This is a genomic window from Nitrosomonas marina (genome assembly GCF_900111605.1).
Taxonomy (GTDB): Bacteria; Pseudomonadota; Gammaproteobacteria; order Burkholderiales; family Nitrosomonadaceae; genus Nitrosomonas; species Nitrosomonas marina_A.
Genome location: NZ_FOIA01000014.1, coordinates 23,191 through 46,258, shown reverse-complemented (window position 1 = coordinate 46,258; position 23,068 = coordinate 23,191). Strand labels below are relative to the sequence as shown.

General features: G+C 46.0%; 21 protein-coding genes. 13 read left to right on the top strand and 8 right to left on the bottom strand.

What is annotated here, in order from left to right; genetic code table 11:
* The first annotated feature begins 208 nt into the window (after positions 1-208).
* Positions 209-673, top strand: a complete 465-nt coding sequence (locus BMY62_RS07900; protein WP_143058772.1) for a hypothetical protein — start codon at positions 209-211, stop codon at positions 671-673.
* Between the two features lie 100 nt (positions 674-773).
* A complete protein-coding gene (locus tag BMY62_RS07895; RefSeq protein WP_090658386.1) occupies positions 774-1,253 on the top strand; it encodes a hypothetical protein in 480 nt (159 codons plus the stop codon).
* Positions 1,254-1,272: 19 nt separating this feature from the next.
* Here BMY62_RS07895 and BMY62_RS07890 read toward each other — a convergent pair whose 3' ends face one another.
* Together BMY62_RS07890 and uvrA are read right to left on the bottom strand one after the other, a co-directional pair.
* On the bottom strand, positions 1,273-2,550 hold the full coding sequence (locus BMY62_RS07890) for a glycerate kinase type-2 family protein (RefSeq protein WP_090658384.1): 1,278 nt from the start codon (positions 2,548-2,550) through the stop codon (positions 1,273-1,275).
* A complete protein-coding gene (gene uvrA / locus BMY62_RS07885) occupies positions 2,547-5,366 on the bottom strand; it encodes an excinuclease ABC subunit UvrA (RefSeq protein ID WP_090658381.1) in 2,820 nt (939 codons plus the stop codon). The genes BMY62_RS07890 and uvrA overlap by 4 nt, the downstream gene beginning before the upstream one ends.
* Before the next feature lie 93 nt (positions 5,367-5,459).
* Here uvrA and BMY62_RS07880 point away from each other — a divergent pair, with 93 nt between their 5' ends.
* Positions 5,460-6,842, top strand: coding sequence for an MFS transporter (locus BMY62_RS07880; protein ID WP_090658477.1), 1,383 nt, complete (start codon positions 5,460-5,462; stop codon positions 6,840-6,842).
* A complete protein-coding gene (gene ssb / locus BMY62_RS07875; protein WP_090658379.1) occupies positions 6,826-7,275 on the top strand; it encodes a single-stranded DNA-binding protein in 450 nt (149 codons plus the stop codon). The genes BMY62_RS07880 and ssb overlap by 17 nt, the downstream gene beginning before the upstream one ends.
* A gap of 94 nt (positions 7,276-7,369) precedes the next feature.
* On the opposite strand, the gene BMY62_RS16340 is transcribed toward ssb, so the two are convergent.
* Together BMY62_RS16340 and BMY62_RS07865 are read right to left on the bottom strand one after the other, a co-directional pair.
* A complete protein-coding gene (locus tag BMY62_RS16340) occupies positions 7,370-7,564 on the bottom strand; it encodes a hypothetical protein (RefSeq protein ID WP_090658377.1) in 195 nt (64 codons plus the stop codon).
* Positions 7,565-8,176: 612 nt separating this feature from the next.
* Positions 8,177-9,076, bottom strand: coding sequence for an SDR family oxidoreductase (locus BMY62_RS07865; protein ID WP_090658375.1), 900 nt, complete (start codon positions 9,074-9,076; stop codon positions 8,177-8,179).
* Positions 9,077-9,123: 47 nt separating this feature from the next.
* Here BMY62_RS07865 and BMY62_RS07860 point away from each other — a divergent pair, with 47 nt between their 5' ends.
* The gene (locus tag BMY62_RS07860; RefSeq protein WP_090658473.1) at positions 9,124-10,161 is read left to right on the top strand and encodes a CDP-6-deoxy-delta-3,4-glucoseen reductase; all 1,038 of its coding nucleotides are present in this window, start codon (positions 9,124-9,126) and stop codon (positions 10,159-10,161) included.
* 67 nt (positions 10,162-10,228) lie between these two features.
* Here BMY62_RS07860 and BMY62_RS07855 read toward each other — a convergent pair whose 3' ends face one another.
* From BMY62_RS07855 to hemC, 3 genes are all read right to left on the bottom strand, one after another.
* Positions 10,229-11,404: a heme biosynthesis HemY N-terminal domain-containing protein gene (locus tag BMY62_RS07855; RefSeq protein ID WP_090658374.1), complete on the bottom strand. Its 1,176-nt coding sequence runs from the start codon at positions 11,402-11,404 to the stop codon at positions 10,229-10,231.
* Positions 11,405-11,654: 250 nt separating this feature from the next.
* Complete coding sequence (locus BMY62_RS07850) at positions 11,655-12,455, bottom strand: uroporphyrinogen-III synthase (RefSeq protein ID WP_090658373.1); 801 nt, start codon at positions 12,453-12,455, stop codon at positions 11,655-11,657.
* Positions 12,456-12,457: 2 nt separating this feature from the next.
* Positions 12,458-13,411 (bottom strand): hydroxymethylbilane synthase, encoded by a 954-nt coding sequence (hemC, locus tag BMY62_RS07845; RefSeq protein ID WP_090658471.1) that lies wholly within the window; start codon positions 13,409-13,411, stop codon positions 12,458-12,460.
* 149 nt (positions 13,412-13,560) lie between these two features.
* On the opposite strand from hemC, the gene ppc reads away from it, so the two are divergent.
* From ppc to BMY62_RS07820, 5 genes are read left to right on the top strand one after another with little or no spacing between them, the layout of a single operon-like run.
* The gene (gene ppc / locus BMY62_RS07840; RefSeq protein ID WP_090658371.1) at positions 13,561-16,353 is read left to right on the top strand and encodes a phosphoenolpyruvate carboxylase; all 2,793 of its coding nucleotides are present in this window, start codon (positions 13,561-13,563) and stop codon (positions 16,351-16,353) included.
* Between the two features lie 28 nt (positions 16,354-16,381).
* Complete coding sequence (locus tag BMY62_RS07835; RefSeq protein WP_090658369.1) at positions 16,382-17,686, top strand: M16 family metallopeptidase; 1,305 nt, start codon at positions 16,382-16,384, stop codon at positions 17,684-17,686.
* Between the two features lie 15 nt (positions 17,687-17,701).
* Positions 17,702-18,268 (top strand): 16S rRNA (guanine(966)-N(2))-methyltransferase RsmD, encoded by a 567-nt coding sequence (gene rsmD, locus BMY62_RS07830; protein WP_090658367.1) that lies wholly within the window; start codon positions 17,702-17,704, stop codon positions 18,266-18,268.
* Positions 18,261-18,743, top strand: a complete 483-nt coding sequence (gene coaD / locus BMY62_RS07825; protein WP_090658365.1) for a pantetheine-phosphate adenylyltransferase — start codon at positions 18,261-18,263, stop codon at positions 18,741-18,743. Before rsmD ends, coaD begins: the two co-directional genes overlap by 8 nt.
* Before the next feature lie 19 nt (positions 18,744-18,762).
* Positions 18,763-19,014, top strand: a complete 252-nt coding sequence (locus tag BMY62_RS07820) for a YfhL family 4Fe-4S dicluster ferredoxin (protein WP_090658363.1) — start codon at positions 18,763-18,765, stop codon at positions 19,012-19,014.
* A gap of 14 nt (positions 19,015-19,028) precedes the next feature.
* Here the strand turns inward: BMY62_RS07820 and tsaD are convergent, their stop codons facing one another.
* Entirely contained in the window at positions 19,029-20,066 is a 1,038-nt protein-coding gene (tsaD, locus tag BMY62_RS07815; protein ID WP_090658361.1) for a tRNA (adenosine(37)-N6)-threonylcarbamoyltransferase complex transferase subunit TsaD, read from the bottom strand.
* 107 nt (positions 20,067-20,173) lie between these two features.
* Here tsaD and rpsU point away from each other — a divergent pair, with 107 nt between their 5' ends.
* From rpsU to dnaG, 3 genes are all read left to right on the top strand, one after another.
* Entirely contained in the window at positions 20,174-20,386 is a 213-nt protein-coding gene (rpsU, locus tag BMY62_RS07810; RefSeq protein ID WP_090632742.1) for a 30S ribosomal protein S21, read from the top strand.
* 149 nt (positions 20,387-20,535) lie between these two features.
* A complete protein-coding gene (locus tag BMY62_RS07805) occupies positions 20,536-20,982 on the top strand; it encodes a GatB/YqeY domain-containing protein (protein WP_090658359.1) in 447 nt (148 codons plus the stop codon).
* A 90-nt stretch (positions 20,983-21,072) separates the two neighbouring features.
* Complete coding sequence (dnaG, locus tag BMY62_RS07800) at positions 21,073-22,851, top strand: DNA primase (protein WP_090658357.1); 1,779 nt, start codon at positions 21,073-21,075, stop codon at positions 22,849-22,851.
* Positions 22,852-23,068: the final 217 nt, after the last annotated feature.

The following is a 23,068-nucleotide window of genomic DNA, read 5'->3' as shown; positions in this document are numbered from 1 at the left end:
AAGTACTGTAACACGGCTGCAGGACACCACGGTAACGCCCTGTGGATGAGCTTGTCAGCATCCATGGACTGTGTTGTGTCTTTTGGTAATAGAACAACTATTTCCTGCAAGACACGCCTTGCCATGAACACTGACAAGCTCACTGAACCCGGCAATATCATATTGATAGAGTACTATGTGCAGATCCGGTCAAGCCAAAAAAGATTATATGGGAGATTTACTCACTATGAGCATGAAAAAATGGACAGATCAAGAGCTGATTTCAACACGCGACAAGCTAGAGGAGCTGAGCAAGCGTTACCAAAAAGCGGGAAATAAAATGTGGCATTTTACTGCGTTTCTCGGTGCTTTCGCTGTTTCGACCGGTATTGCTTTTATATTTTTTGATGGCGTCGATGTACTTAATGTATTACTGATCGTTATGGGATCGTTGACTTGTCTCGCCTGGTATAAGGGCGAGAAACGCCGCCAGGACAACATTAATTTCCTCAATGAAATCAATAGTGAATTGAAGCATCGCGCGAAAAGGGCAGAAAAACCAAAAACAAAAAATGAGGGGATTGAAAAAAGTAAAAAACAGATTCAAACAGACCAGACCGCTCAAAGTGATTCACAAGAAACAAATGTCGATTCAAACGCTATCGATGTCAACAGTCACAAAAATGATAAATAAGCAAAAAATCAATCTTATGTGCGATGAAACAATGATTGAGAAACTGACGGGAAAATGTTTTTTACAACAGTATTCTTCTAACATTAGAAGTTAATTGCCAATGATAGAATCCTCTCTGGGTGCACAGCCGCAACCGGGTTATGAATTGAGCGAGAAAAATAGACGACTGTTTAAAGTACTGCATCAGTTCATTTGGGTACAGGGTGGACCACTGCCGCTTATTCTGGATGTCAATGCAACAGTCTATACCGATCAGGGCATTACTGAGCATACACTCAAGCAACTTGAGGCATGCGGGCTGATCAGCTATGAGCCGGACGGATTCGTTAAAAAGAAATTTGGCAAGCATACCCGGCTGTTTTATTGCGGAAAACCGACCAAAATTGGTTTTCCGAACGAGATGGATAATCAGCTTGACCTTGGCTGTGTTATTTTGACGGAACGCGGAAAATCACTGGTATCAGCACAGGATATTCGGCGGAACCAGGCTTTTTATGAATATATAATCCATCGATGGTATGAGTCAGGCTATCTGGTATCTTCCATACAGGTCGATCAAATTGAAATCGTGCAGGGTTAAGCAAACGGCTATCCGATCTCTAAACAATCAACATCGCCCGATAATCATTCACGTTGGTATAGGTAGGGCCTGTGATTACCAAATCACCCAGTTGTTCAAAAAATCGGTACGCATCGTTGTTGGCCAGCAATTCACCGGCCTGAATTTCTTTCTTATGTGCCCTCGCTAAAGTATCGGGTGTTATCAGGGCGCCGGCATTGTCTTCAGAGCCATCTATGCCATCCGTATCGCAAGCCAGCGCATAAACACCATCCAGCCCATCCAGCTCTATCAACAGTGACAGTAAAAACTCAGTGTTACGACCGCCACTTCCGTTACCTTTGACCGTAACCGTCGTTTCGCCGCCCGACAGTAATGCTGCTGGCGGCTTTAGAATATCCGGATAGCGGCGAATTTCTTTAATGAATGCTGCGAAAACTTTTGCGACTTCGCGCGCCTCACCGGTTACCGTGTCTCCCAGTATCAACGTGTTAAAATGCTGTTTTTGGAAATAATTTCTGGCGGCAGCGAGCGATTGGTGAGCACTGGCTATTACGATATTTTCGACGTGTTTAAATATCGAAGCGCCGGGTTTAGGCGTTTCATTCAGTTGCTGCCGATCTCCGGCAATCAGTCGATTTCTGATGCTGGATGGCACGTTAAGCTGGTAACGTGACAGTATTGCCAGTGCATCGGAGGAACGCGTTGGGTCTGGCGCACAGGGACCGGAAGCAATATGGGCGGGATCGTCCCCGGTAACATCTGATATCATTAACGCACGAACTGGAGCGCGACAGACGGCGGCGAGCCGGCCTCCTTGAATGCAGGACAGATGTTTGCGGATGGTATTAATTTCCTGAATGCTCGCGCCACAACGAAGAAGTTGCTCAGTGAGTTCCTGAAGATCCGCCAATGTTACGCCCTCCGGTGGTAGGGGCAGCAAACTGGAGCCGCCGCCACTGAATAAGCACAGCAGAAAATCATGTTTGGTTAGGCGCTTAACCTGCTTTAATATGATTTGTGCGGCCTGCATGCCGTTATAATCCGGTACAGGATGACCGGCTTCTACAACTTCGATTCTTCGAGTGGGTTGATTATAGCCATACCGTGTTACCACCATTCCTTCCAGTACCTTGTTTTCAGGCCAGCTTCTCTCTACCGCCAAGGCCATTGCTGCAGAGGCCTTACCAGCTCCGATAACAAACATGCGCCCGGGCACATGGGCCGGATTGGGAAGATGGCGTGGCACGGTGTGTGCCGGGTTGGCTGTCTCGACAGCCGCATGAAAACTGTCCATCAAGCAGGTGCGCAGATTCATCGTTTCAAAATATCCTGCAAATAGCGGCCAGTATAACTGTGACGATGCATGGCTATTTCTTCGGGGGTGCCCTCGGCCACTATGTATCCACCGCCATCGCCGCCTTCGGGACCCAGATCAATTATCCAGTCGGCCGTTTTAATGACATCGAGATTATGTTCGATGACAACTACCGTATTGCCATGATCACGCAACCTGTGCAGTACATTGAGTAGCATGTCGATGTCCTGGAAATGCAAACCTGTCGTGGGTTCATCGAGTATATACAGCGTGCGGCCGGTATCGCGCTTGGATAGTTCCAGCGATAGCTTGACGCGCTGCGCCTCACCGCCGGAAAGCGTTGTAGCGGATTGTCCCAGGGTGATATAGCCCAATCCGACATCCAACAGCGTTTGCAGCTTGCGAGCAACGACAGGTACGGGGTTAAAAAAATCAAACGCGCTTTTCACAGTCATTTGCAGAATGTCACTGATGTTCTTGCCTTTGTACTGTATTTCCAGCGTTTCACGGTTATACCGTTTGCCATGACAAACGTCACAAGTCACGTAAATATCCGGCAAAAAATGCATTTCAACCTTGATTACGCCATCGCCCTGACATGCTTCGCAGCGTCCGCCCTTTACATTGAATGAAAAACGACCTGGTGCATAGCCACGTTCTCGTGCTTGCGGCACACCTGCAAACAATTCGCGAATTGGTGTAAATAAACCGGTATAGGTCGCTGGATTTGACCGTGGCGTGCGTCCGATCGGACTTTGGTCCATATTGATGACTTTATCGAAAAACTCCAGTCCTTCAATATTCTCATAAGGAGCCGGCCCGGTAGTGCTCGCGTAGAGATGCTGGGAGACGGCGCGATACAGCGTTTCATTGATCAGTGTTGATTTTCCGGATCCGGAAACGCCCGTTACGCAGACAAACAGGCCAATGGGTAATTGTAAATGCAGACTCTTCAGGTTATTACCGGTAGCGCCGTTGATGCATAGCATTCTGTTCCGATTCGGATTTGTTCGATGCTCAGGAACTTTGATAGACAATCTGCCGGCAAGGTATGCCCCTGTCAAGGATTCATGGTGTGTTTGAATAAATTCTGGTTCGCCATGGGCTACCACCTTGCCGCCATGTTCGCCTGCGCCCGGCCCCATATCAACGACATAATCGGCCAACTTGATGGCATCTTCATCATGCTCAACGACAATGACACTGTTTCCCAGATCGCGCAAATGTTCGAGTGTATTGAGCAGGCGATCGTTGTCACGCTGATGTAATCCGATAGAAGGTTCGTCGAGAACGTACATCACACCCGTAAGGCCCGAACCGATCTGACTGGCCAGCCGGATACGCTGCGATTCTCCGCCTGATAACGTATCCGCGGAACGATCCAGCGATAAGTAATCCAGTCCCACGTTATTCAGAAATTGCAAGCGGCTGGAGATTTCCTTGACAATTCTCTCTGCAATGGATTGCTTGTGTCCGGGCAAAATCAATTGGTCAAAGAATGTTTTAGTCTGTTGTAGGGGTAACGCGCTGATTTCATAGATGGCTTTGTTATCGACCAAAACATGGCGCGCGGCTGTGCAAAGCCGGGTGCCCTGGCAGTCCGGGCATGTCTTGGCATTCAGATATTTGCCGAGTTCTTCACGCACAGTCTGCGATTCGGTTTCGTGATAGCGCCGGGTAAGGTTGGGGATGATGCCTTCGAATGTGTGTTTCTGACTGTTTTTCTTGCCACCTTCGTTCAAGTAAGTGAATTGTATTTTTTCCTGTCTTGAACCATGCAGGATAATTTCCTGAATTGCCGTATCCAGCTTTTCAAAAGGCGTTTCAATATCAAAGCCATAATGTGCTGCAAGATTTGTCAGCAATTGAAAATAAAACTGATTGCGTCGGTCCCAGTTTTTAACTGCGCCGGATGCCAATGATAAGTGTGGAAATGCCACAACGCGGGCCGGATCAAAAAAAGTGATCTGGCCAAGGCCGTCACACCGCTGGCAAGCTCCCACTGGGTTGTTGAAGGAAAATAGCCTGGGTTCAAGTTCTGAAAGCGAATAACTACACACTGGACAGCTGAATTTTGCGGAAAAAAGATGTGTCTCGCCGCTGTCCATCTCTACCGCGAGCGCGCGTCCGCCAGCATGACGCAAGGCTGTTTCGAATGATTCAGCCAGTCGTTGTTTGGCATCTGGTGAAATTTTCAAACGATCAACAACAATCTCAACGGTATGTTTTTTGTTTTTCTGGAGTTTCGGTAAATCGTCGATGTCGTGTATATCGCCGTCGATACGTAAACGGATAAATCCTTGAGCGCGCAATTCGTCAAATAAATCGGCCTGTTCTCCTTTGCGTCCAACAATCAGTGGCGACAGAATCATCAGTCGTGTATCGACGGGCAGTTCAAGCACATGATCGACCATTTGCGAGACGCTTTGCGCGGTTAGCGTGATATGATGCGTTGGGCATTGCGGATCACCCACGCGCGCAAACAGCAAGCGCAGATAGTCGTGAATTTCAGTTACGGTGCCTACTGTGGAGCGTGGATTGTGCGATGTGGCTTTTTGTTCAATGGCAATGGCAGGCGAAAGACCCTCGATCGAATCGACATCGGGTTTTTCCATCAGTTGCAGAAACTGTCTGGCATAGGCGGAAAGCGATTCCACGTAGCGCCGTTGTCCTTCTGCATAAAGTGTATCGAATGCAAGCGAGGACTTTCCAGATCCGGAAAGCCCGGTTATTACGATAAGTTTGTTACGCGGCAGATCGAGATTGATATTTTTCAGATTATGGGTGCGCGCACCACGAATTCTAATCAATTCCATTGGCTATCTATGAACGAGTCAACCTGATAATATACCCAACTTTTTAGAAAACACATAACCTGATTTATGTCTGCCTCAATATCATCTGAAAAAATGTCGCGAACAGAGTGGCGTGCTACATCCGGATTAGCCAGTATCTATGGTTTGCGCATGTTTGGATTGTTCGTTATTTTGCCTGTTTTTGCGTTCTACGCGGAACACTTGCCCGGGGGGGATAACTATACATTAGTTGGCATTGCACTGGGTGCTTATGGCCTTACACAGGCAATACTGCAAATACCGATGGGCTGGCTGTCTGATCGAATAGGGCGAAAACCGGTTATTTATTTTGGTTTGCTGCTTTTTGCCGTTGGAAGCTTTGTTGCTGCTTTAGCAGACGATATTTACTGGGTGATATTCGGACGCATCATACAGGGAGCGGGTGCGATTTCAGCCGCGATAATGGCGCTGGCCGCCGATTTGACTCGGGAAGAACACCGTACCAAAGCGATGGCTGTCATTGGTATGACGATCGGGGCAGTTTTTGCCTTGTCACTGGCCGTTGCACCTGCGCTGAATCAATGGATTGGTGTTCCGGGAATTTTTGCGATGACAGGCATTCTGGCGCTGGCCGCAATTTTGATCGTTAAACTGTTCGTCCCCGACCCGCACATCAGTCGCTTTCACTCAGATACAGAAGCGTCAACGGACAGTTTAGGCAGTGTACTACGTAATGCGCAGCTGTTACGTTTGAACTACGGCATTTTTGCGCTTCATGCTACATTGATGGCGCTTTGGCTTCTCGTGCCATTGACATTAAGAGAGGCTGGCATGGCAGTCGAAGATCACTGGCAAATTTATTTGCCAGTTTTGTTTTTTTCCATGGTGCTAGTTATACCGGCTATCATTTATGGAGAAAAGAAAGCCAGATTAAAACAAGTGTTCGTGGCCGCAATCGCGCTGTTGCTATGTGGCCAAATATTCCTGGCGATGACTGTTGACACGATTCAGGGAACAATGTTTGCATTGCTGATATTTTTTGCCGCATTCAACTTGCTCGAAGCCAGTCTGCCTTCGCTGATTTCCAAAATTGCACCTGTCGGAGCAAAAGGTACGGCAATAGGTGTCTATAGCAGCACCCAGTTTCTCGGGGCTTTTGCCGGTGCCGCTGTGGGGGGATATTTAATGGAACACCACGGTAATCTTGGGCTATATGCATTTTGCAGTGGGTTATTAGCATTATGGTTCATACTCGCATACACTATGAAAGCGCCAGCAGCGGTTCGATCGAAGATGTATCATGTGCAGGAGATGGATAAGGGCAAGTCACAACAACTGTCTGAGCAACTCGCTGCATTATCCGGCGTCCGCGAGGCGCTGGTTCTGGCGAACGAGAGAGTTGCTTACCTGAAGGTTGACATGGCGGGTTTTGATGAAGAAAGTGTGAATAAGTTGCTGGAAGATAAGGAGGGGGAAGCTAATGGCTTCAGTCAATAAAGTTATACTCATCGGTAATCTCGGAAGAGATCCTGAAACGCGCTATATGTCTAGTGGCGATGCTGTGACGAATATTTCCGTAGCGACTACAGAAAACTGGAAAGACAAAAACGGCGAGAAGCAGGAAAAAACAGAGTGGCATCGCGTTACTTTTTACCGAAAGCTGGCTGAAATTGCGGGAGAGTATCTGAAGAAGGGACGTTCGGTTTACGTCGAAGGCAGGCTGGAAACCAGAAAATGGACTGATAAAAACGGTGTAGACCGTTATACCACCGAGATTATTGCCACGGACATGAAAATGTTGGGTGGTCGGACGGGCAGCGATAGTTTTGATTCATCCGCGGACAATACTAATGAACCAAGATCTGACCAGTCGACATACAACAGGGGTAGTAATGGATTTGATGATATGGAAGACGACATACCGTTTTAGAACATATGATAACCGAGTCTAACTCCATTTCATGAGTGGCTGAGTTTATGAACATGTCATGCTTGTGTCTGTCAGGCAAGCAATATATTCTTTTTTATTCGGTTAAGTGCAGCGATTCTTGTAATTCAGTGTTACGAAGACTTATATGCTGGTCTTCCAATGAGAATTCAATATTTTCTATTTTTCCTCCAATTTCCTCCGCCAGGTTTCGAAAATCCGTTGCTAGCATCGTTTTTGGCACAATAAATGTTTGTCGTTGTCCAGATTTATAATTTACGCTTATTTTCATAATGTCGAGCCCAACATTCTTGGTTAGAAAATTCTTTCTACGACTTAATCAATTGAAACTTTAATTCGACAAGGTGCCTGGGAATTTGTGTATTTGCCTTTTCAATTCATTACAACGAGACATTGAAGAATTTGTCTGGGAATTTTCGGGACGGCGATAAAATGCAAGAAATCTTTGTTGCCTTATGCCGTGCTGGTGTTTGAGGAATTGTTAGCCATATCTAAATTGTTTTGTGATTTTACCCGGGAAAAGCACGCTCGCAGTTTCCTCAGAGAAGAATTTCACATGAACCTTTGTGTAATTGTTTCGAGATGCTCCCATTGTCGACCAAACTCTGGCTATTGATATTTAACCCAGATTTCCCGTTCGGAAAATTTCTAATGGAAGCCATTAGAGAAATCTGTTGAATATAAGGTTGTTTCTATAAATTTGAATTGCTTAAATCTGCCAGTTTTCCTTCCTGGAGATTTTGACACAAGTTGTTTATTTGATTGGTTTTTCGTTATTGGGAAATCGCTAATGGAAAATCTGGGTTTAATTCTCTATAGAGATCGTCAATTATCAGCCGCAGTTTTTTCGATCAACTGTATTTCTAAAGATTGAGTTGTCGATTTACTTTGCTATAGATGAGAGTGCACCCTGAATTCCCTCTATGACCGTTGGGTACTGCAGTTTGATGCGTAACTCTTTCTTCATGCGGGAGTTGCTGATACGTCTGGATTCATTCATAAAAGACAGCATGGCTGGCGAGATGCGACCATTAGCCTGATCACGCGGAATGCGTGGAGGACGGGGAAGGCCGAATCGATCAGCAACGAGGTCGAAATAGTCCCCCATTTTCATTTCTGTGTCGTCAGTTGTGTTGTAAGTTCTGCCGGGTCTTGCACGGTGTATCGTTGCACAGATGATATGCGCAAGATCATCGGCATGAATATGGTTGGTATAGCCGTCATCTTTGTCGACAAAAGCCGGCAGACTTTCCCGGATACGCTTCAAGGGCAGACGGCTTTCGGCGTAAATCCCCGGTACGCGCAATATCGAAACAGGTACGTGATTGCGGATGCTCCATTTGCGGATTTGGGTTTCAGCATTCTTCCTGCGCATGGCGCGGTCACTCAGAGGATTCAGCGGCCTGGTTTCGTCTATCAAGGCACCTTGGCAATCTCCATATACACCGCTGGTACTGATATAGATAAACCGTTGTGGTAGAATCATATGTTTGGATTTTGTCTGTCTTGATAGTGCAGAGAGCAAATTCGCTGTGCGTGTATCCCGGGTGCCGCGATGTGGGGGGGGTGCCAGATGTATCACAATTTGTGCAATGCCTGCGATCCGACCGAGGCTGTCAGGTTGGTCCAGATCGCCTATGACGGGCATGACACCCAACAGACGAAAGGGCTCAGCTTTTTCCGGGTTACGAAATAAGCCGAACAACCGGTAGTGAGTTCGCAATAACCGTACGGTGCGTAGCGCAATATCGCCGCACCCAACAATGAGCACTGTTTTTTTCATTGAATGTTTTCTTCCTGTTTATTTTTAGTTCTTTGCTCAACAATCACATGTCGCGTCGAATTATTATAAAGCCCAGTGAGCATGTTTTGCATGTTGCACGAGGTGAAACTATTTTGCAATCCGCTTTGCGGGAAGGTTTTTCATTGCCCTATGGATGCCGTAACGGTTCCTGTGGAATCTGTAAAGGCAGAATTCTAAGCGGTTCTGTCGATTACGGAAACTATGATGAGGAAACACTGACAGAAGACGAAAAACGGACCGGCCTCGCATTGTTTTGTTGTGCGTCACCACTATCCGATCTGGTCATCGAATGTCATGAAATTGGCGCAATTAAGGATATCGAGATTAAAACATTGCCGACCCGTGTTGAAAAGCTTGAACGAGTTGCACCGGATGTGATGATTATTTCTCTTAAATTGCCCGCCAACCAGCGTCTTCAGTTTCTTGCAGGTCAGTATATTGATATCCTGCTTAAAGACGGTAAGCGGCGTAGCTTTTCACTTGCAAATGCACCACATGATGATGATGTGTTGCAATTGCATGCACGCAATTATCCGGGGGGGGTATTTGCAGAGCATGTATTTACCAAAATGAAGGTGAAGGACATTCTTCGCTTCGAAGGGCCGCTTGGCTCATTTTTTCTGCGAGACACTGTCGACGATGTGCCGATTATTTTCATTGCTGGTGGTACAGGTTTTGCGCCGATAAAAAGTATTCTTGAGCATGTTTTTTATCAGGAGTCCGGCAAAGATCACAAACGCACGATGAGACTCTACTGGGGTGTGCGCACCAAAGCCGATCTTTATATGGCAGAGCTGGCTGAGCAATGGCAACAGCAACATGACAATTTCACATTTATTCCCGTATTGTCTGATGCGCTACCCGAAGATAATTGGAAGGGCAGAACTGGTTTTGTACATCAAGCAGTTATGGAAGATTTTTCTACACTTGAGCGCCATCAGGTGTATGCCTGTGGTTCCCCGGTAATGGTTAAAGCCGCCTATCAGGATTTTACCGCTTTGCGTAAACTTCCCAGAGACGGCTTTTTTTCTGATGTATTCACGCCATCAACCAGCCAATCATAGCTGTTTATTAAATCAGTATCCGATACAAATCAGCAGTATGTTAACTGTTGTTGTTTTGGCGATCTGGTTAGCTTGAACAGCTCCGTTTAAGAGTCAATTCAAGAGCTTTGTTATACTGATCCATAGCCTGCTCATGTTTGCCCAGTTTTTCATTCAGTTGCGCCAAAGCAAAGTGTGCAATTGGTGTTGGTTCGACAGACAGGCTGGCTTCCAGATAATTCTGCGCTTTTCCCCAAAGCTCGCAATGTGTGCATAATTTGCCAAGTGTTAACAGCAGGCCAGCATTGTTTGGCTGTGATTTCAGCCAGACTTCTGCGCATTCAATTTGTCTGTTGACATGATAATTCAGACATTCTGAGTACAAAGCAATTAATTCCGGGTCCCAGTCCGTTTTCACATTTTGTTCCACAATTTTATGTGCAGTAGCGCAGTCGCCCAAAGCGATATAAGCGCGAGTTGCGGCCGCTGCCACACGACTGCTTTTTTGCTCGGTTTCAGATAAACTGTTCCAGTATTTGTTCAGTGCACCGAGATCAGTCGTCTTGATTTTAAAATTTTCAAGGTGCGCATGATGCTGAATGGCTTCATAATGTTTTTTGTTCAACGGGTGGCGATGAATCAGAATGCGACTGATTTCCAGCACAGCATCCCAGTTGCAGGACTGCCGTTGTGCTTCCATCTCTAATTCCAGAACGGCTGTGGGTTGCAGGCCGCCAGTAGAATATAACTCCTGCAGAGTATTCAAAGCATCCTGATAATTGCCGTCATTGAGCTGCATTTCGGCTTTGGTTACCAGGTGCAGGGCTCTTTCATCCTGTAAGGTTTTCGCTGTTTTTTCCAGTAGTTTGTTACGTGTCGAAATATCCGCTGTCTGTTGGGCCGAACGTATTGCGATTACCGAATTAATAGCTTTAACGAGCGGTGTTTTTGCCAGTTTAAAGCCTTTTGCACCGCATTTTTTGGCATAATCGTAATCACCCTCAAAAAAAGCTTTTATACCAGTCTGCATCAAAGATTCTGCTCTGATATCCCGGCGATTCAGTAATCCGTTCAAAATTCGAACCAGAATGTAAAAAACAATAAATGCCGCAATTAAACCAGCTAAGGCGTAATCAAGGGACACTTCAATTTTTTCAAATTGTGGTACTTCCACGACAAGATGACCTGTTCCATACTCTTCGATGGCCAGTGCAACGGCAACTGCAGCAGCAAACAGTACTAACACCCAAAGTATCAGTCTCATATCTTCTCCTTGTTATTGCTGGCACCTAAAATCAGATTGTGCGCAGATTTGCTGGATATGACTAACGTGCCTGGTGCAGTTGTCGTGATATCCATTTGTTCAATCTTCGAAGCAATGCAGTTCAAGGTCCAGGTTTTTCATTACTAAATACTATCTCAATCAATCACAACGTTTGATGCTCCCCGGTGTGTTCGCATGAAGCATTCCAGCCCTGTTTCATGTGAACAACATTGTTACAGAAAAACAAATGTTATTTTTTATTAACACAAAAATATTCCTGCATTCCCTGCAGTATACCTTTATCTCCGCTTTCCGTAGTCTGTACCACTGTCTTGAGACCGGCTTTTCGTGCAATACTGGCAATACGTTCGTGTGCAGTAAACACAGGTGTTATTTTCAGCAATTGTTGGCCATGGGTGCCAATTATGTCAAATAAATTTTGTAATCCTTCCGAGCTTGTGATAATTACAGCATTTATTTTTCCTCGAGACCAGTTTGAGATAAGCTCGCTGGGGTCGATATCCGGTTTGCTGCGTCGGTAACATTCGGCATATTCCAGCAATGCGCCACGCTTAATCAGCGTTTCGCCAAGTAACGGCCGTCCGTCATTGCCACGAAAAATAATCACACGTTTTCCGGACACGTTTAGTAATGCATCTTGTTCAAGTAATGCTTCGCTGTCGAAACGCTTTGTTGGTGCGATGACATGATCAACACCATATTCTTTTAGTGCGAGTGCAGTACTTTTGCCGACAGCGGCAATTTTTATATGTGCTGGCAACGGTCCCGGCGTCTTGTAGTATGATTGAATCAATGGCATGGCTTTGTGGACAGCATTGGGGCTGACAAAAATTGCCAATTCAAACGTATCCAGTCGCTGGATGAGGTCAAGTAATGGTTTTTTATTTTTGGTATCGGTTATCTCCAATACCGGGAAAATGACGGCATTGCCACCCATTTTGTGGATATTTTCAGCCAAAAAAGCACACTGATGCTCAGGCCGGGTTACCAGTACATTGATTTTGTGCAGCGGCCTGAATGCCTGATTCATTGTTACCAGCTGTGTTGTGTTTCGATGGCTGCAAGAATTTTATCGGCACCCTGTGCAATCAAATTCTGCGCCATGTTTTTACCCATGTCTTCCCCGCTTTCCAGATTTCCGCTCACCGTATCACGTACAAATTGTGTGCCGTCCGGGCTGGCTACAAAGCCACGTAGTTTCAGCTGATTATTCTCTATTTCTGCGAATGCGCCCAGTGGAATCTGACAGCTGCCGCCCAATACACGGCTCATCGCGCGCTCCGCCTTTACGCAATAAGCTGTTTTCTGATGATGCAGGGGTTGCAATAGCGCAACAAGATCGGGCCGGTCATGACGGCATTCGATACCTAGAGCGCCCTGTCCAACTGCGGGCAGGCTTTGTTCGGGATTTAGCAATGCTGTGATGCGGTCTGACAATTCCAGCCGTTTCAGCCCAGCGGCGGCAAGAATAATTGCAGCATACTGACCTTCATCCAATTTGCGCAGACGGGTCTGCACATTTCCCCGCAGTGGATTAACATTCAAATGGGGAAATTGTGCGCGTAGCTGGCTTTCTCGCCGCAGGCTGGAAGTGCCTACTATACTACCCGAGGGCAGTTCCTCAAGATTTTCATACTGATTGGAAACGAACGCATCGCGAGGGTCTTCACGCTCAGTAATAGCCGCCAGAATGAACCCTTCGGGTACATTCATAGGCATGTCCTTCATGGAGTGTACAGCAATATCGGCGCGCCCGTCTTCCAGGGCCTGCTCTAACTCTTTGATAAAAAGACCTTTCCCGCCAATTTTTGATAAGGACTTGTCAAGTATCTGATCCCCTTTGGTTGTCATGCCGAGTATGTTAACTTCGGTTTGCGGGTATAATTGGTTCAAACATTGTCGTATGTGTTTGGCTTGCCACATAGCAAGCAGACTTTCACGGGACGCGATAGTAATGCGTTTTGGGATGGAGAATGAGCTGGACATGCAGTAAAAAAATAATAAAAATGAAAATTTTCTTGATTGATCGGCAGTCATTTTAGCATGAGCCACGATCGCTTGGACAAACACAAACCGTTCCAAAACTGATTAAAAGCATTATCTGAAAAATTTTAATGTAAGGGCGAAGAAACAGTATGCATATTGTAGGTTTTGAAAATCATCCTTTAAACGAATCCACAGATGATAAGGATTTGCCACTTCGAGAAGATATTCGCTTATTGGGCCGCATATTGGGAGAAATTTTGCGGGAGCAGGAAGGAGATGCGTCTTTCGATCTGGTTGAAAAAATCCGGCAAACTGCTATACGTTTTCACCGAGAACAGGATCCACAGGCACGACAGGAACTGGATCAGATACTTACAAAACTCAGTAACAGAGCAACTGTTGTTGTCGTAAGGGCATTCAGTTATTTTTCTCAGCTTTCAAATATTGCTGAGGATGTACACCATAATCGCCGCCGTCGCGCCCATCTTTGTGCGGGCTCTCCGCCTCAGGCCGGCAGCGTAACGCTGGCGTTGGAGCGGGTATTGGAAAGCGGTATCGATAGCGTATCGCTGGCTAAGTTTTTTTCAAAGGCGGTTGTTTCTCCGGTGCTGACTGCGCATCCCACTGAAGTGCAGCGTAGAAGTATCCTGGACTGTCAGCTGACAATAGAGCGTCTATTGAAAGAGCGTGCACTGACGCAGTTAACACCGAATGAAATGCGCCAGAATGAAGAAAATTTGCGCACCATGATTCAGATTTTATGGCTGACACGCATGTTACGTTCTGTACGTTTATCGGTGCATGATGAAATTGATAATGGCCTGGCGTATTACAGCTACACCTTTTTGTCGCAGGTGCCCTATATCTATGCGAAGATTGAGAATCTTCTGGAACGCCATATGGGTGACAAAGCTCCCCGGGTAAATTCATTTCTGCGCATCGGCAGCTGGATTGGCGGCGATAGAGACGGCAATCCTTTTGTTACGCATCAGGTGATGTTGTACGCGATTGAACAGCAGTCAGCGCTGGCGCTCGATTATTATCTCGAGGAAGTGGAAAGAATCGGCCATACCATGAGCCTGGCCGAGCGGTTGATCAATATAACCGATGAACTGGAGGAACTGGCAGCCGCATGCCCGGAAGTGCCTGCCTGCCGTATAGATGAGCCGTATCGCCGTGCATTTATTGGTATTAGCGCACGCCTGGCGGCAACCAGTCAGCAGCTGGGCCATACCGTTTGGCGTAAAGAACTGGTAGATGGTGCTGCTCCATATGCAGATTGTGCCGAATTTGTACATGATCTCGATACGATTATTAAATCGCTCAAATATCATCAGGCAAACTGGATAGCACGAGGTGCTTTGCGTAACTTGAGACGGGCAGCGGATGTTTTTGGCTTTCACCTGGCACCGCTGGACATGCGTCAGCACAGTAAAGTACATGAACAGGTCGTGGCCGAACTGTATGAGCAGGCGACACATGGAGAGGATTATTTCGCTATGTCAGAGGATGAGCGCGTTAGCTGGCTGCTTGATGAAATCAGTAGCCCGCGTCCATTGCTTTCGCCGTATTTGGAATACTCTGAATCTACCCAGAATGAGTTGCGTATCCTGCAAATGGCCGCAGAAATTCATCAACGTTTCGGTCATGCAGCTATTCCCAATTACATCATTTCCATGACCACGCATATTATTAATGTATTGGAAGTGGCGTTGCTTCTAAAAGAAGTCGGCTTGCTGCAGGCCGGTGAGAATCCGCACATGGGTTTAAATATTATTCCTTTATTCGAAACCATAGCGGATTTGCGCAGTTGCAGTAATATTATGGATCAGCTGTTTTCTTTGCCATACTACAAAAAGCTTCTTTTTTCGCGCGGCAATGTGCAGGAGGTCATGCTGGGATACTCGGACAGTAATAAAGATGGTGGTTTCATTACTTCCAACTGGGAGATCTACAAAGCTGAAATTGAGCTGGCCAAAGTGTTTGCCAGGCATCAAATCGAATTAAGACTATTTCATGGGCGTGGCGGAACGGTTGGCCGGGGTGGCGGCCCGAGCTATCAGGGTATCATGGCACAACCGCCAGGCAGCGTGAATGGTCAGATTCGTGTTACAGAGCAGGGCGAGGTTATCAGTAGTAAATATGCTGAGCCGGAAATCGGTCGGCGTAATCTTGAGACACTGGTTGCCGCTACTATCGAATCGACCCTATTGGGAAATGATCCCATCGGAGAGAATGCGGAGCGCTATTACCAGGCTATGGAAAGTCTTGCAGCACACTCATTCAAGGCCTATCGGAGCCTGGTATTTGAGACACCCGGTTTTAAACAGTATTTTCAGGAATCAACGCCAATTCGCGAAATTTCCGGACTGCATGTCGGCAGCAGACCTTCATCCCGCAAGGCCTCAGATGAGATTGAGGATTTGCGCGCTATTCCATGGGTCTTCAGTTGGGGATTGAATCGTGCCATGATTCCCGGATGGTATGGTTTTGGGGAAGCTGTCGAAGCTTTCCTGCAGGAAGATAAAACCGGAAATGGTCTGGCGTTATTGCAGGAGATGTATCAAACGTGGCCGTTTATGCAAACACTGCTATCGAACATGGATATGGTATTGGCCAAAACAGATATGGGTATTGCTTCCCGTTATTCGGAACTGGTTTCCGATCCGGCTTTGCGCGATCATGTTTTTGGGCGTATCCGGCAAGAGTGGGATCGCAGCATTAAATGGCTTTTCGCCATTACCGGCAATACCGAACTGTTGCAGGATAATCCAACGCTGGCACGCAGTATTGATAATCGTACACCCTATATTGATCCGTTAAATCATTTGCAGGTGGAATTGCTAAGACGGTATCGGTCCGGTGAAGACAGCGATGAGGTAAAACGCTCAATTCATCTGACAATTAATGGTGTGACTTCAGGGCTGCGAAACAGCGGCTGATCCTTGTCAACACGCTACTGAACTAACTATGCGTATGAAAAAGTATATCTTTGTTTTATTGATCAGTATTTACTCGCAAAATGTATTGGCTTCGCTTGCAATTCAGTTCTGGCAGACTTCTACTGGTGCACGTGTATATTTTGTTGAAAACAATGCCTTGCCGATTGTTGATATCAGCGTTGAATTTGCCGCTGGAAGCAGCAAAGACACGCCTGAGAAATCAGGTTTGGCAAATTTGACGCGACGGATGTTAAAGCTAGGTGCCGGTGGTATGTCCGAAGACGAAATCGCTAACGCACTCGCTGATGTGGGCGCTCAATTGAGCGCAAATTTTGATGCCGACCGCGCGGGAATCTCGCTACGAACATTAAGTCATGCGCGCGAGCGAAAACAGGCGTTGGATATTTTTTCCCGGGTAATTCAACATCCTGAATTTCCGCAGGATGTTCTTCGGCGCGAGAAGACCAGAATCATTGCAAGTATCAAAGAATCGAGTACCAAGCCGGATTACATGGCGGGTCGCACGCTCATGGAAATGCTGTATGGGGAGCATCCTTACGGATTAAATGGGGCGGGGGAGGTAGAAACCATAGCTACATTGCAACAGGAGGATTTATCCGGATTCTATCAATCTAACTACGCGGCTTCCAATGCTGTAATAGCTATTATTGGTGATATAAGAAAGCAGGAAGCGACTCGTATTGCTGAATCATTAACGGCACATCTGCCGGATAAGGCTGATAGCAAGCCGATACCACCTGTTAAGGACCCGGATGGGAAGATAAAACGAATTGCCCATCCGGCATCGCAAAGTCATATTCAGATCGCTTATCCGGGCATGCGCAGAAGTGATCCGGATTATTTCCCGCTACTCGTTGGTAACTACATTTTAGGTGGCGGCGGCTTCGTATCGCGTTTAATGGAAGAAATACGGCAGCAAAGAGGATTGGCGTACAGTGTATACAGCTTCTTTTCTCCGCTGCGCGAGAAAGGACCGTTCCAAATCGGTCTGCAAACGAAAAAAGAGCAATCGGAAGATGCGCTTGCATTGACGCAATCAGTTTTAAAAAATTTTATTACCGAGGGACCGAACGAACAGGAATTGATCGCGGCCAAACAGAATTTGATTGGTGGTTTTCCATTGAGGCTGGACAGCAATTCAAAAATTCTGGGCTATCTTGCAATGATTGGCTTTTATAATCTACCACTGACGTATCTTGATGATTATTTAATAGCGGTAGAAGCAGTGACTACAGATCAAATAAAAGACGCGTTTTCTCGACGTATTCATCCGGAGAATATGGTGACTGTGATCGTTGGGGCTATTGATTAATAATGCAGTTATGCTATGGGGTTAGGTCAGGGTAAGGTGCGTATCATCGGTGGCAGCTGGCGTAGCCGTGTAATCGCCTTTCCTGTTCGATCCGATTTGCGCCCAACGCCCGACAGAGTGCGCGAAACGTTGTTTAACTGGCTTGGTCAGGAATTAAACGGGCTACGTTGTCTTGATCTTTTTTCCGGCAGTGGTGCGTTAGGCTTTGAAGCGGCCTCACGTGGTGCTACAAAGGTGGTGATGGTAGAATCGGATAATGTCGTATTTCAGGCGCTGCAAAGGAACAAAAAAGCATTAAAAGCGGATCATGTCGAATTGATGCAAATGGATGCACTGAATTTCCTGGCAGCAGACAGGCGGCGATTCGACCTTGTATTTATTGATCCTCCTTATCGGTTGGAATTGCAGTCCTGTATATTGTCACAGCTGCCGCAACGACTAGAACAGGGTGGAATGGTATATCTCGAAGGTGATCAATGCATTATGTCCGATGAACTGTGGCATATATGGCGTAAAGGAAAAGCAGGCAAGGTGAATTATCAGTTACTGGAACTGTCGGGAATGTTGAATAATTATGGATAAAGTCGTTTATCCTGGAACTTTCGATCCGGTAACGCGGGGGCATGAAGGCCTTGTCAGGCGCGCTTCCCATCTATTTGATGAGGTGATTGTGGCTGTTGCTGACAGTAGTGGAAAGAATCCGTTTTTTTCTTTGGATGAACGCGTGGATATGGCCACGCAGGTTTTTTCTGATTGTAATAATGTGGCGGTGATTCCGTTCTCAGGATTGTTAATGGACTTTTTGCGACAACATGACTGTCGAATTATTTTGCGCGGATTGCGCGCTGCTTCAGATTTTGAATATGAATTTCAAATGGCGGGTATGAACCGCAGCATGTATCCTGATGTAGAAACGTTATTTATGACGCCAAGTGAGCAGTTTATGTTTGTATCAGCAACAATTGTCCGGGAGATTGCGTTACTTGGAGGCAAAGCTGATAAATTTGTGCACCCGATTGTTGCGCAACGACTGCACGATAAAATCGTAAGACAATAACTGTTTATTAGAGGTAGAAATGGCATTAATCATAACGGACGAATGTATTAATTGTGATGTCTGTGAGCCGGAATGTCCCAATGACGCTATTTCACAAGGCGAAGAGATTTACTTGATTGATTCCAGGAAATGTACCGAATGTGTCGGCCACTACGATGTGCCGCAATGCGTAGAAGTCTGTCCGGTTGATTGCATCATTCCCAATCCGGACGTAGTTGAGAGCAAATCGCAGTTGCGCGCAAAATATGAAGCGCTGATCTCCAAAAAATAAATTAACATATTGATTTAGTTGTTGAAAGTATCGTTCTTGGACTGAGATAGACTCCAGCGTGCGCGTACCGTGAAACTGCCTGTTGAATCATTTGGGGTTGTGTCATTTGCCTGCATACGCATCGCACCGGCCAATGCGATCATGGCGCCATTATCAGTGCAGAATTCCAACTGAGGATAAAAGACCGTTGCGCCAGTCTGTGCGGCTTTTTGCGTAAGGTGTTTGCGCAAGTGATAATTGGCTCCGACGCCGCCAGCAACAACCAGCCGATTTGATTTGGTAAGCGATAGCGCGGCAAGCGCTTTTTCGGTAAGAACGGTAACGACAGCTTCCTGAAAAGCCAATGCAATATCGGCCCGGACCTGCTGATCCATACTTTGTTTGTTAATCAAAGTCAGTACAGCGGTTTTGAGGCCGCTGAAACTGAAATTAAGATCACCGCTATTGAGCATGGGCCTGGGTAATTTAAATTTGCCGGATCGACCTTGCCCGGCAAGTTCGGATAAGGCTGCGCCACCGGGATAGCCAAGCCCCAACAGCTTTGCTGTTTTATCGAAAGCTTCTCCGGCGGCATCATCTACGGTTTCGCCTAACAATCGGTATTGTCCCACGCCATTGACCTGCATGAGTTGTGTGTGGCCGCCAGAAACCAGCAGTGCAATAAAAGGAAATTGTGGTGCGGGTGTTGACAGCAGTGGTGAGAGCAGATGCCCTTCAAGATGATGAATGCCTAGAACAGGAATATTTAACGCATAACCCAGTGCTGCCGCCACGCTGGCGCCCACCAATAGGGCGCCAGCCAATCCCGGTCCTTTCGTGTAGGCAATTGCATTAATGTCGTCGAGTTCTCGTTGTGCTTTGTTCAGTACCTGTCTAATAAGCGGCAGTATGCGCCTTATGTGATCCCGGGAGGCAAGTTCCGGCACGACGCCGCCATATTCACTGTGCATGCTGATTTGTGAAAATAATGTGTGATTTAAAAGACCGCGATCTGTGTCGTATAGTGCGACACCGGTTTCGTCGCATGATGTTTCTATGCCCAGGATAATCATGAGAAATGTTTTTTTTGTTGGATTGTGATAGTATATAAGGCTTTTTGGTGTGTCCGGGTGGATATATTGATAGTTATTAACAAAAGATAGGAGAAAACTGAAGATTTATGACAACCATCAAAGTCAAAGAAAACGAGCCTTTTGAAGTAGCAATGCGTCGTTTCAAGCGAACAATTGAAAAAACCGGTTTGTTGACTGAATTACGTGCTCGTGAATTCTATGAAAAACCAACAGCGGAACGCAAGCGTAAATTAGCAGCTGCTGTCAAACGTAATTATAAACGACTTCGTAGCCAGCTTTTGCCGCCTAAGCTTTATTAAAGTTTTGTAGTTTAGTCGCTTTAGTCTGCTGTAGCTTAAAATAAAAGCTTTATAGTTGATCAAGGTTTATTATTCAGAATTCTTATGGGACTTTGTCAATATATCTAATTTGAATTTACGCTTAATATATACTGCAAACAGCATGGAACATGAGTCTTAAACAGAAAATTACCGATGATATGAAAGCAGCAATGCGGACAGGCGATACACGGCAGCGTGATACTATTCGACTTTTACAGGCGGCTATCAAGCAAAAGGAAGTCGATGATCGCCAGGAACTGGATGATGCGGCGATCATAGCTGTGATTGAGAAAATGTTAAAACAGCGCCGGGATTCCATTGATCAATATGAAGCTGCCGAGCGCCGCGATCTGGCTGCTGCGGAAAAAGAAGAAGTAAACATACTCAGCGTATATATGCCCAAGGGATTGGCGGATGAAGAAATAGAAGCGCTGGTTGCTGAGGCTATATCAGCAGTTGATGCAAAAGGCATGCAGGATATGGGAAAAGTCATGGCAATACTGAAATCCAATGTTGCAGGCCGTGCCGATATGGGAAAAGTATCGGCAATTGTGAAAGCAAAAATATCCGGCTAGGATAGCTAGGTATTTATCCTTGTATTATAGTAAATCTGTCAGTTTGCTTTTCTCGTTTTTACCGGACGACCTTGACCGATAGATAAAGAGATGATACCGCAGACATTTATCCATGATTTACTAAACCGCGTCAATATCATAGATGCAATCGACCGCCATATCTCACTCAAAAAAGCCGGCGCAAATTACGTCGCCTGCTGCCCCTTTCACAGTGAAAAAACACCGTCATTCACAGTCAGTCCGGTCAAACAATTTTACCATTGTTTTGGTTGCGGTGCTCATGGTAACGCCATAAGTTTTCTGATTGAATATCGTGGAATCAGCTTCGTTGAAGCTGTTCGTGAACTGGCTTTCTCCGTTGGTATGCAGGTGCCTGTTCAGCAGGAAAGACGGGCTGATCAGTTAAGTGCTCCCTCTAATGAGCAGCTCGATACTGCCGAACAATCTGACCTGCAAGATATGCTTCAGACTATGCGTTCGGTGACCCAGTTTTACCGGGAACAACTGAAGCAGTCAGAAAAGGCTGTCGAATATCTCAAAAACCGTGGAGTTAGCGGAAAAACAGCCGCGCGATTTGGATTGGGTTATGCGCCCGATGACTGGCATGGCCTGTCGCTCTTGTTTACCGATTACAGATCTGAGAACACAAAAAAGAAGCTGATAAAAGCAGGGTTGGTAATTTCGGGTCAAGATGGAAATCGGTATGATCGTTTTAGAGACCGAATAATGTTTCCAATCCTTAATCAGAAAGGCCAAGTTGTTGCTTTTGGTGGGCGCGCTATCGGACAGGGGGAGCCGAAGTATCTTAATTCGCCTGAGACAAATCTGTTCGTAAAAGGGCAGGAGATATATAACCTGTTCTCGGCACGCAAAGCAATTCGCGAGGCGGGTTATGTCATTGTTGTTGAAGGATACATGGATGTTGTCGCATTGTCACAGTATGATATTAAAAATGCTGTCGCGACATTGGGTACTTCGACTACAAGCGTTCATATTCAGAAACTGTTGCGCCAGTCCGATAACATTGTTTTTTGTTTTGATGGAGACGGTGCCGGTAAAAAAGCTGCCTGGCGCGCGCTTGAAAATAGCCTTGATCTGTTAACCGATGGTAAAACCATACAATTTTTATTTCTGCCTGATGGCCAGGATCCAGACAGTTTTGTAAGACAGAACGGAAAAGAAATTTTTGAACACCATGTTGCGCAAGCAACGCCATTGTCTGAATTTTTGCTGCAGACATTGCTACGCGGGCAAAATTTGCAAGCAAATGAAAACCGGGCAAGATTAATTCATGAAGCAAAGCCGCTGTTGCAGCGAATCAAAGCACCGGCGTTGGTGCTGTTGTTGTTAAAGCGATTATCGGAATTGAGTGGTCTGGATCAGAATGAGCTGGCGTCGCTGCTACAGATAAAGCAAATTCCCTCTGCTCGTGTGTCGAGGAACACTCCGCGAAAACAGCCTGCTTCCCCCTATCGCCGGTTGATGTTATTGTTATTGTATAATCCTGGATTTTTCCATAATCTGCAAAAAGAATCACTGGTGTTGGCTAATGAAAATAATGAGGAGCTGGGCGCTTTAAAATATCTGGTTGATTTTTTAACCAATCGCCCCGATATTGTAGACAGCCCCTCGGCAATGTCGATACTTTCATATTTAACGGATAATCCCTATCGTGTATTTTTAGAAAAAATCGAGAGCGAGATACTGGATTGGGACGACGGAATGGATCTTGAAGCAGAACTTAACGGGGTAATCCAAAAACTGCGGGAAATACAACGAAAAAATCGCATGAAAGAATTACATAACAAACCTTTAGGATTGCTAACTGATGAAGAAAAGCGCGAACTCCAGCGCCTGACTGCACACTAAAGATTACATGATATGATTGATATGCTATTGCATTGATGGTGATTTGTATTCTAGGCATAAGCGGTATACAAAATACCGAAAGATTAGTGGCATAGATGTATCGTCAAAATGCCCGTAAGTGAGAAATTTGATATAATCCGACGCTTTCGGCTTTTATACTTTTAATTAATTCATCCAATTTTGGTAATGTATATGTCAAAGACAAAACCGGATAAAA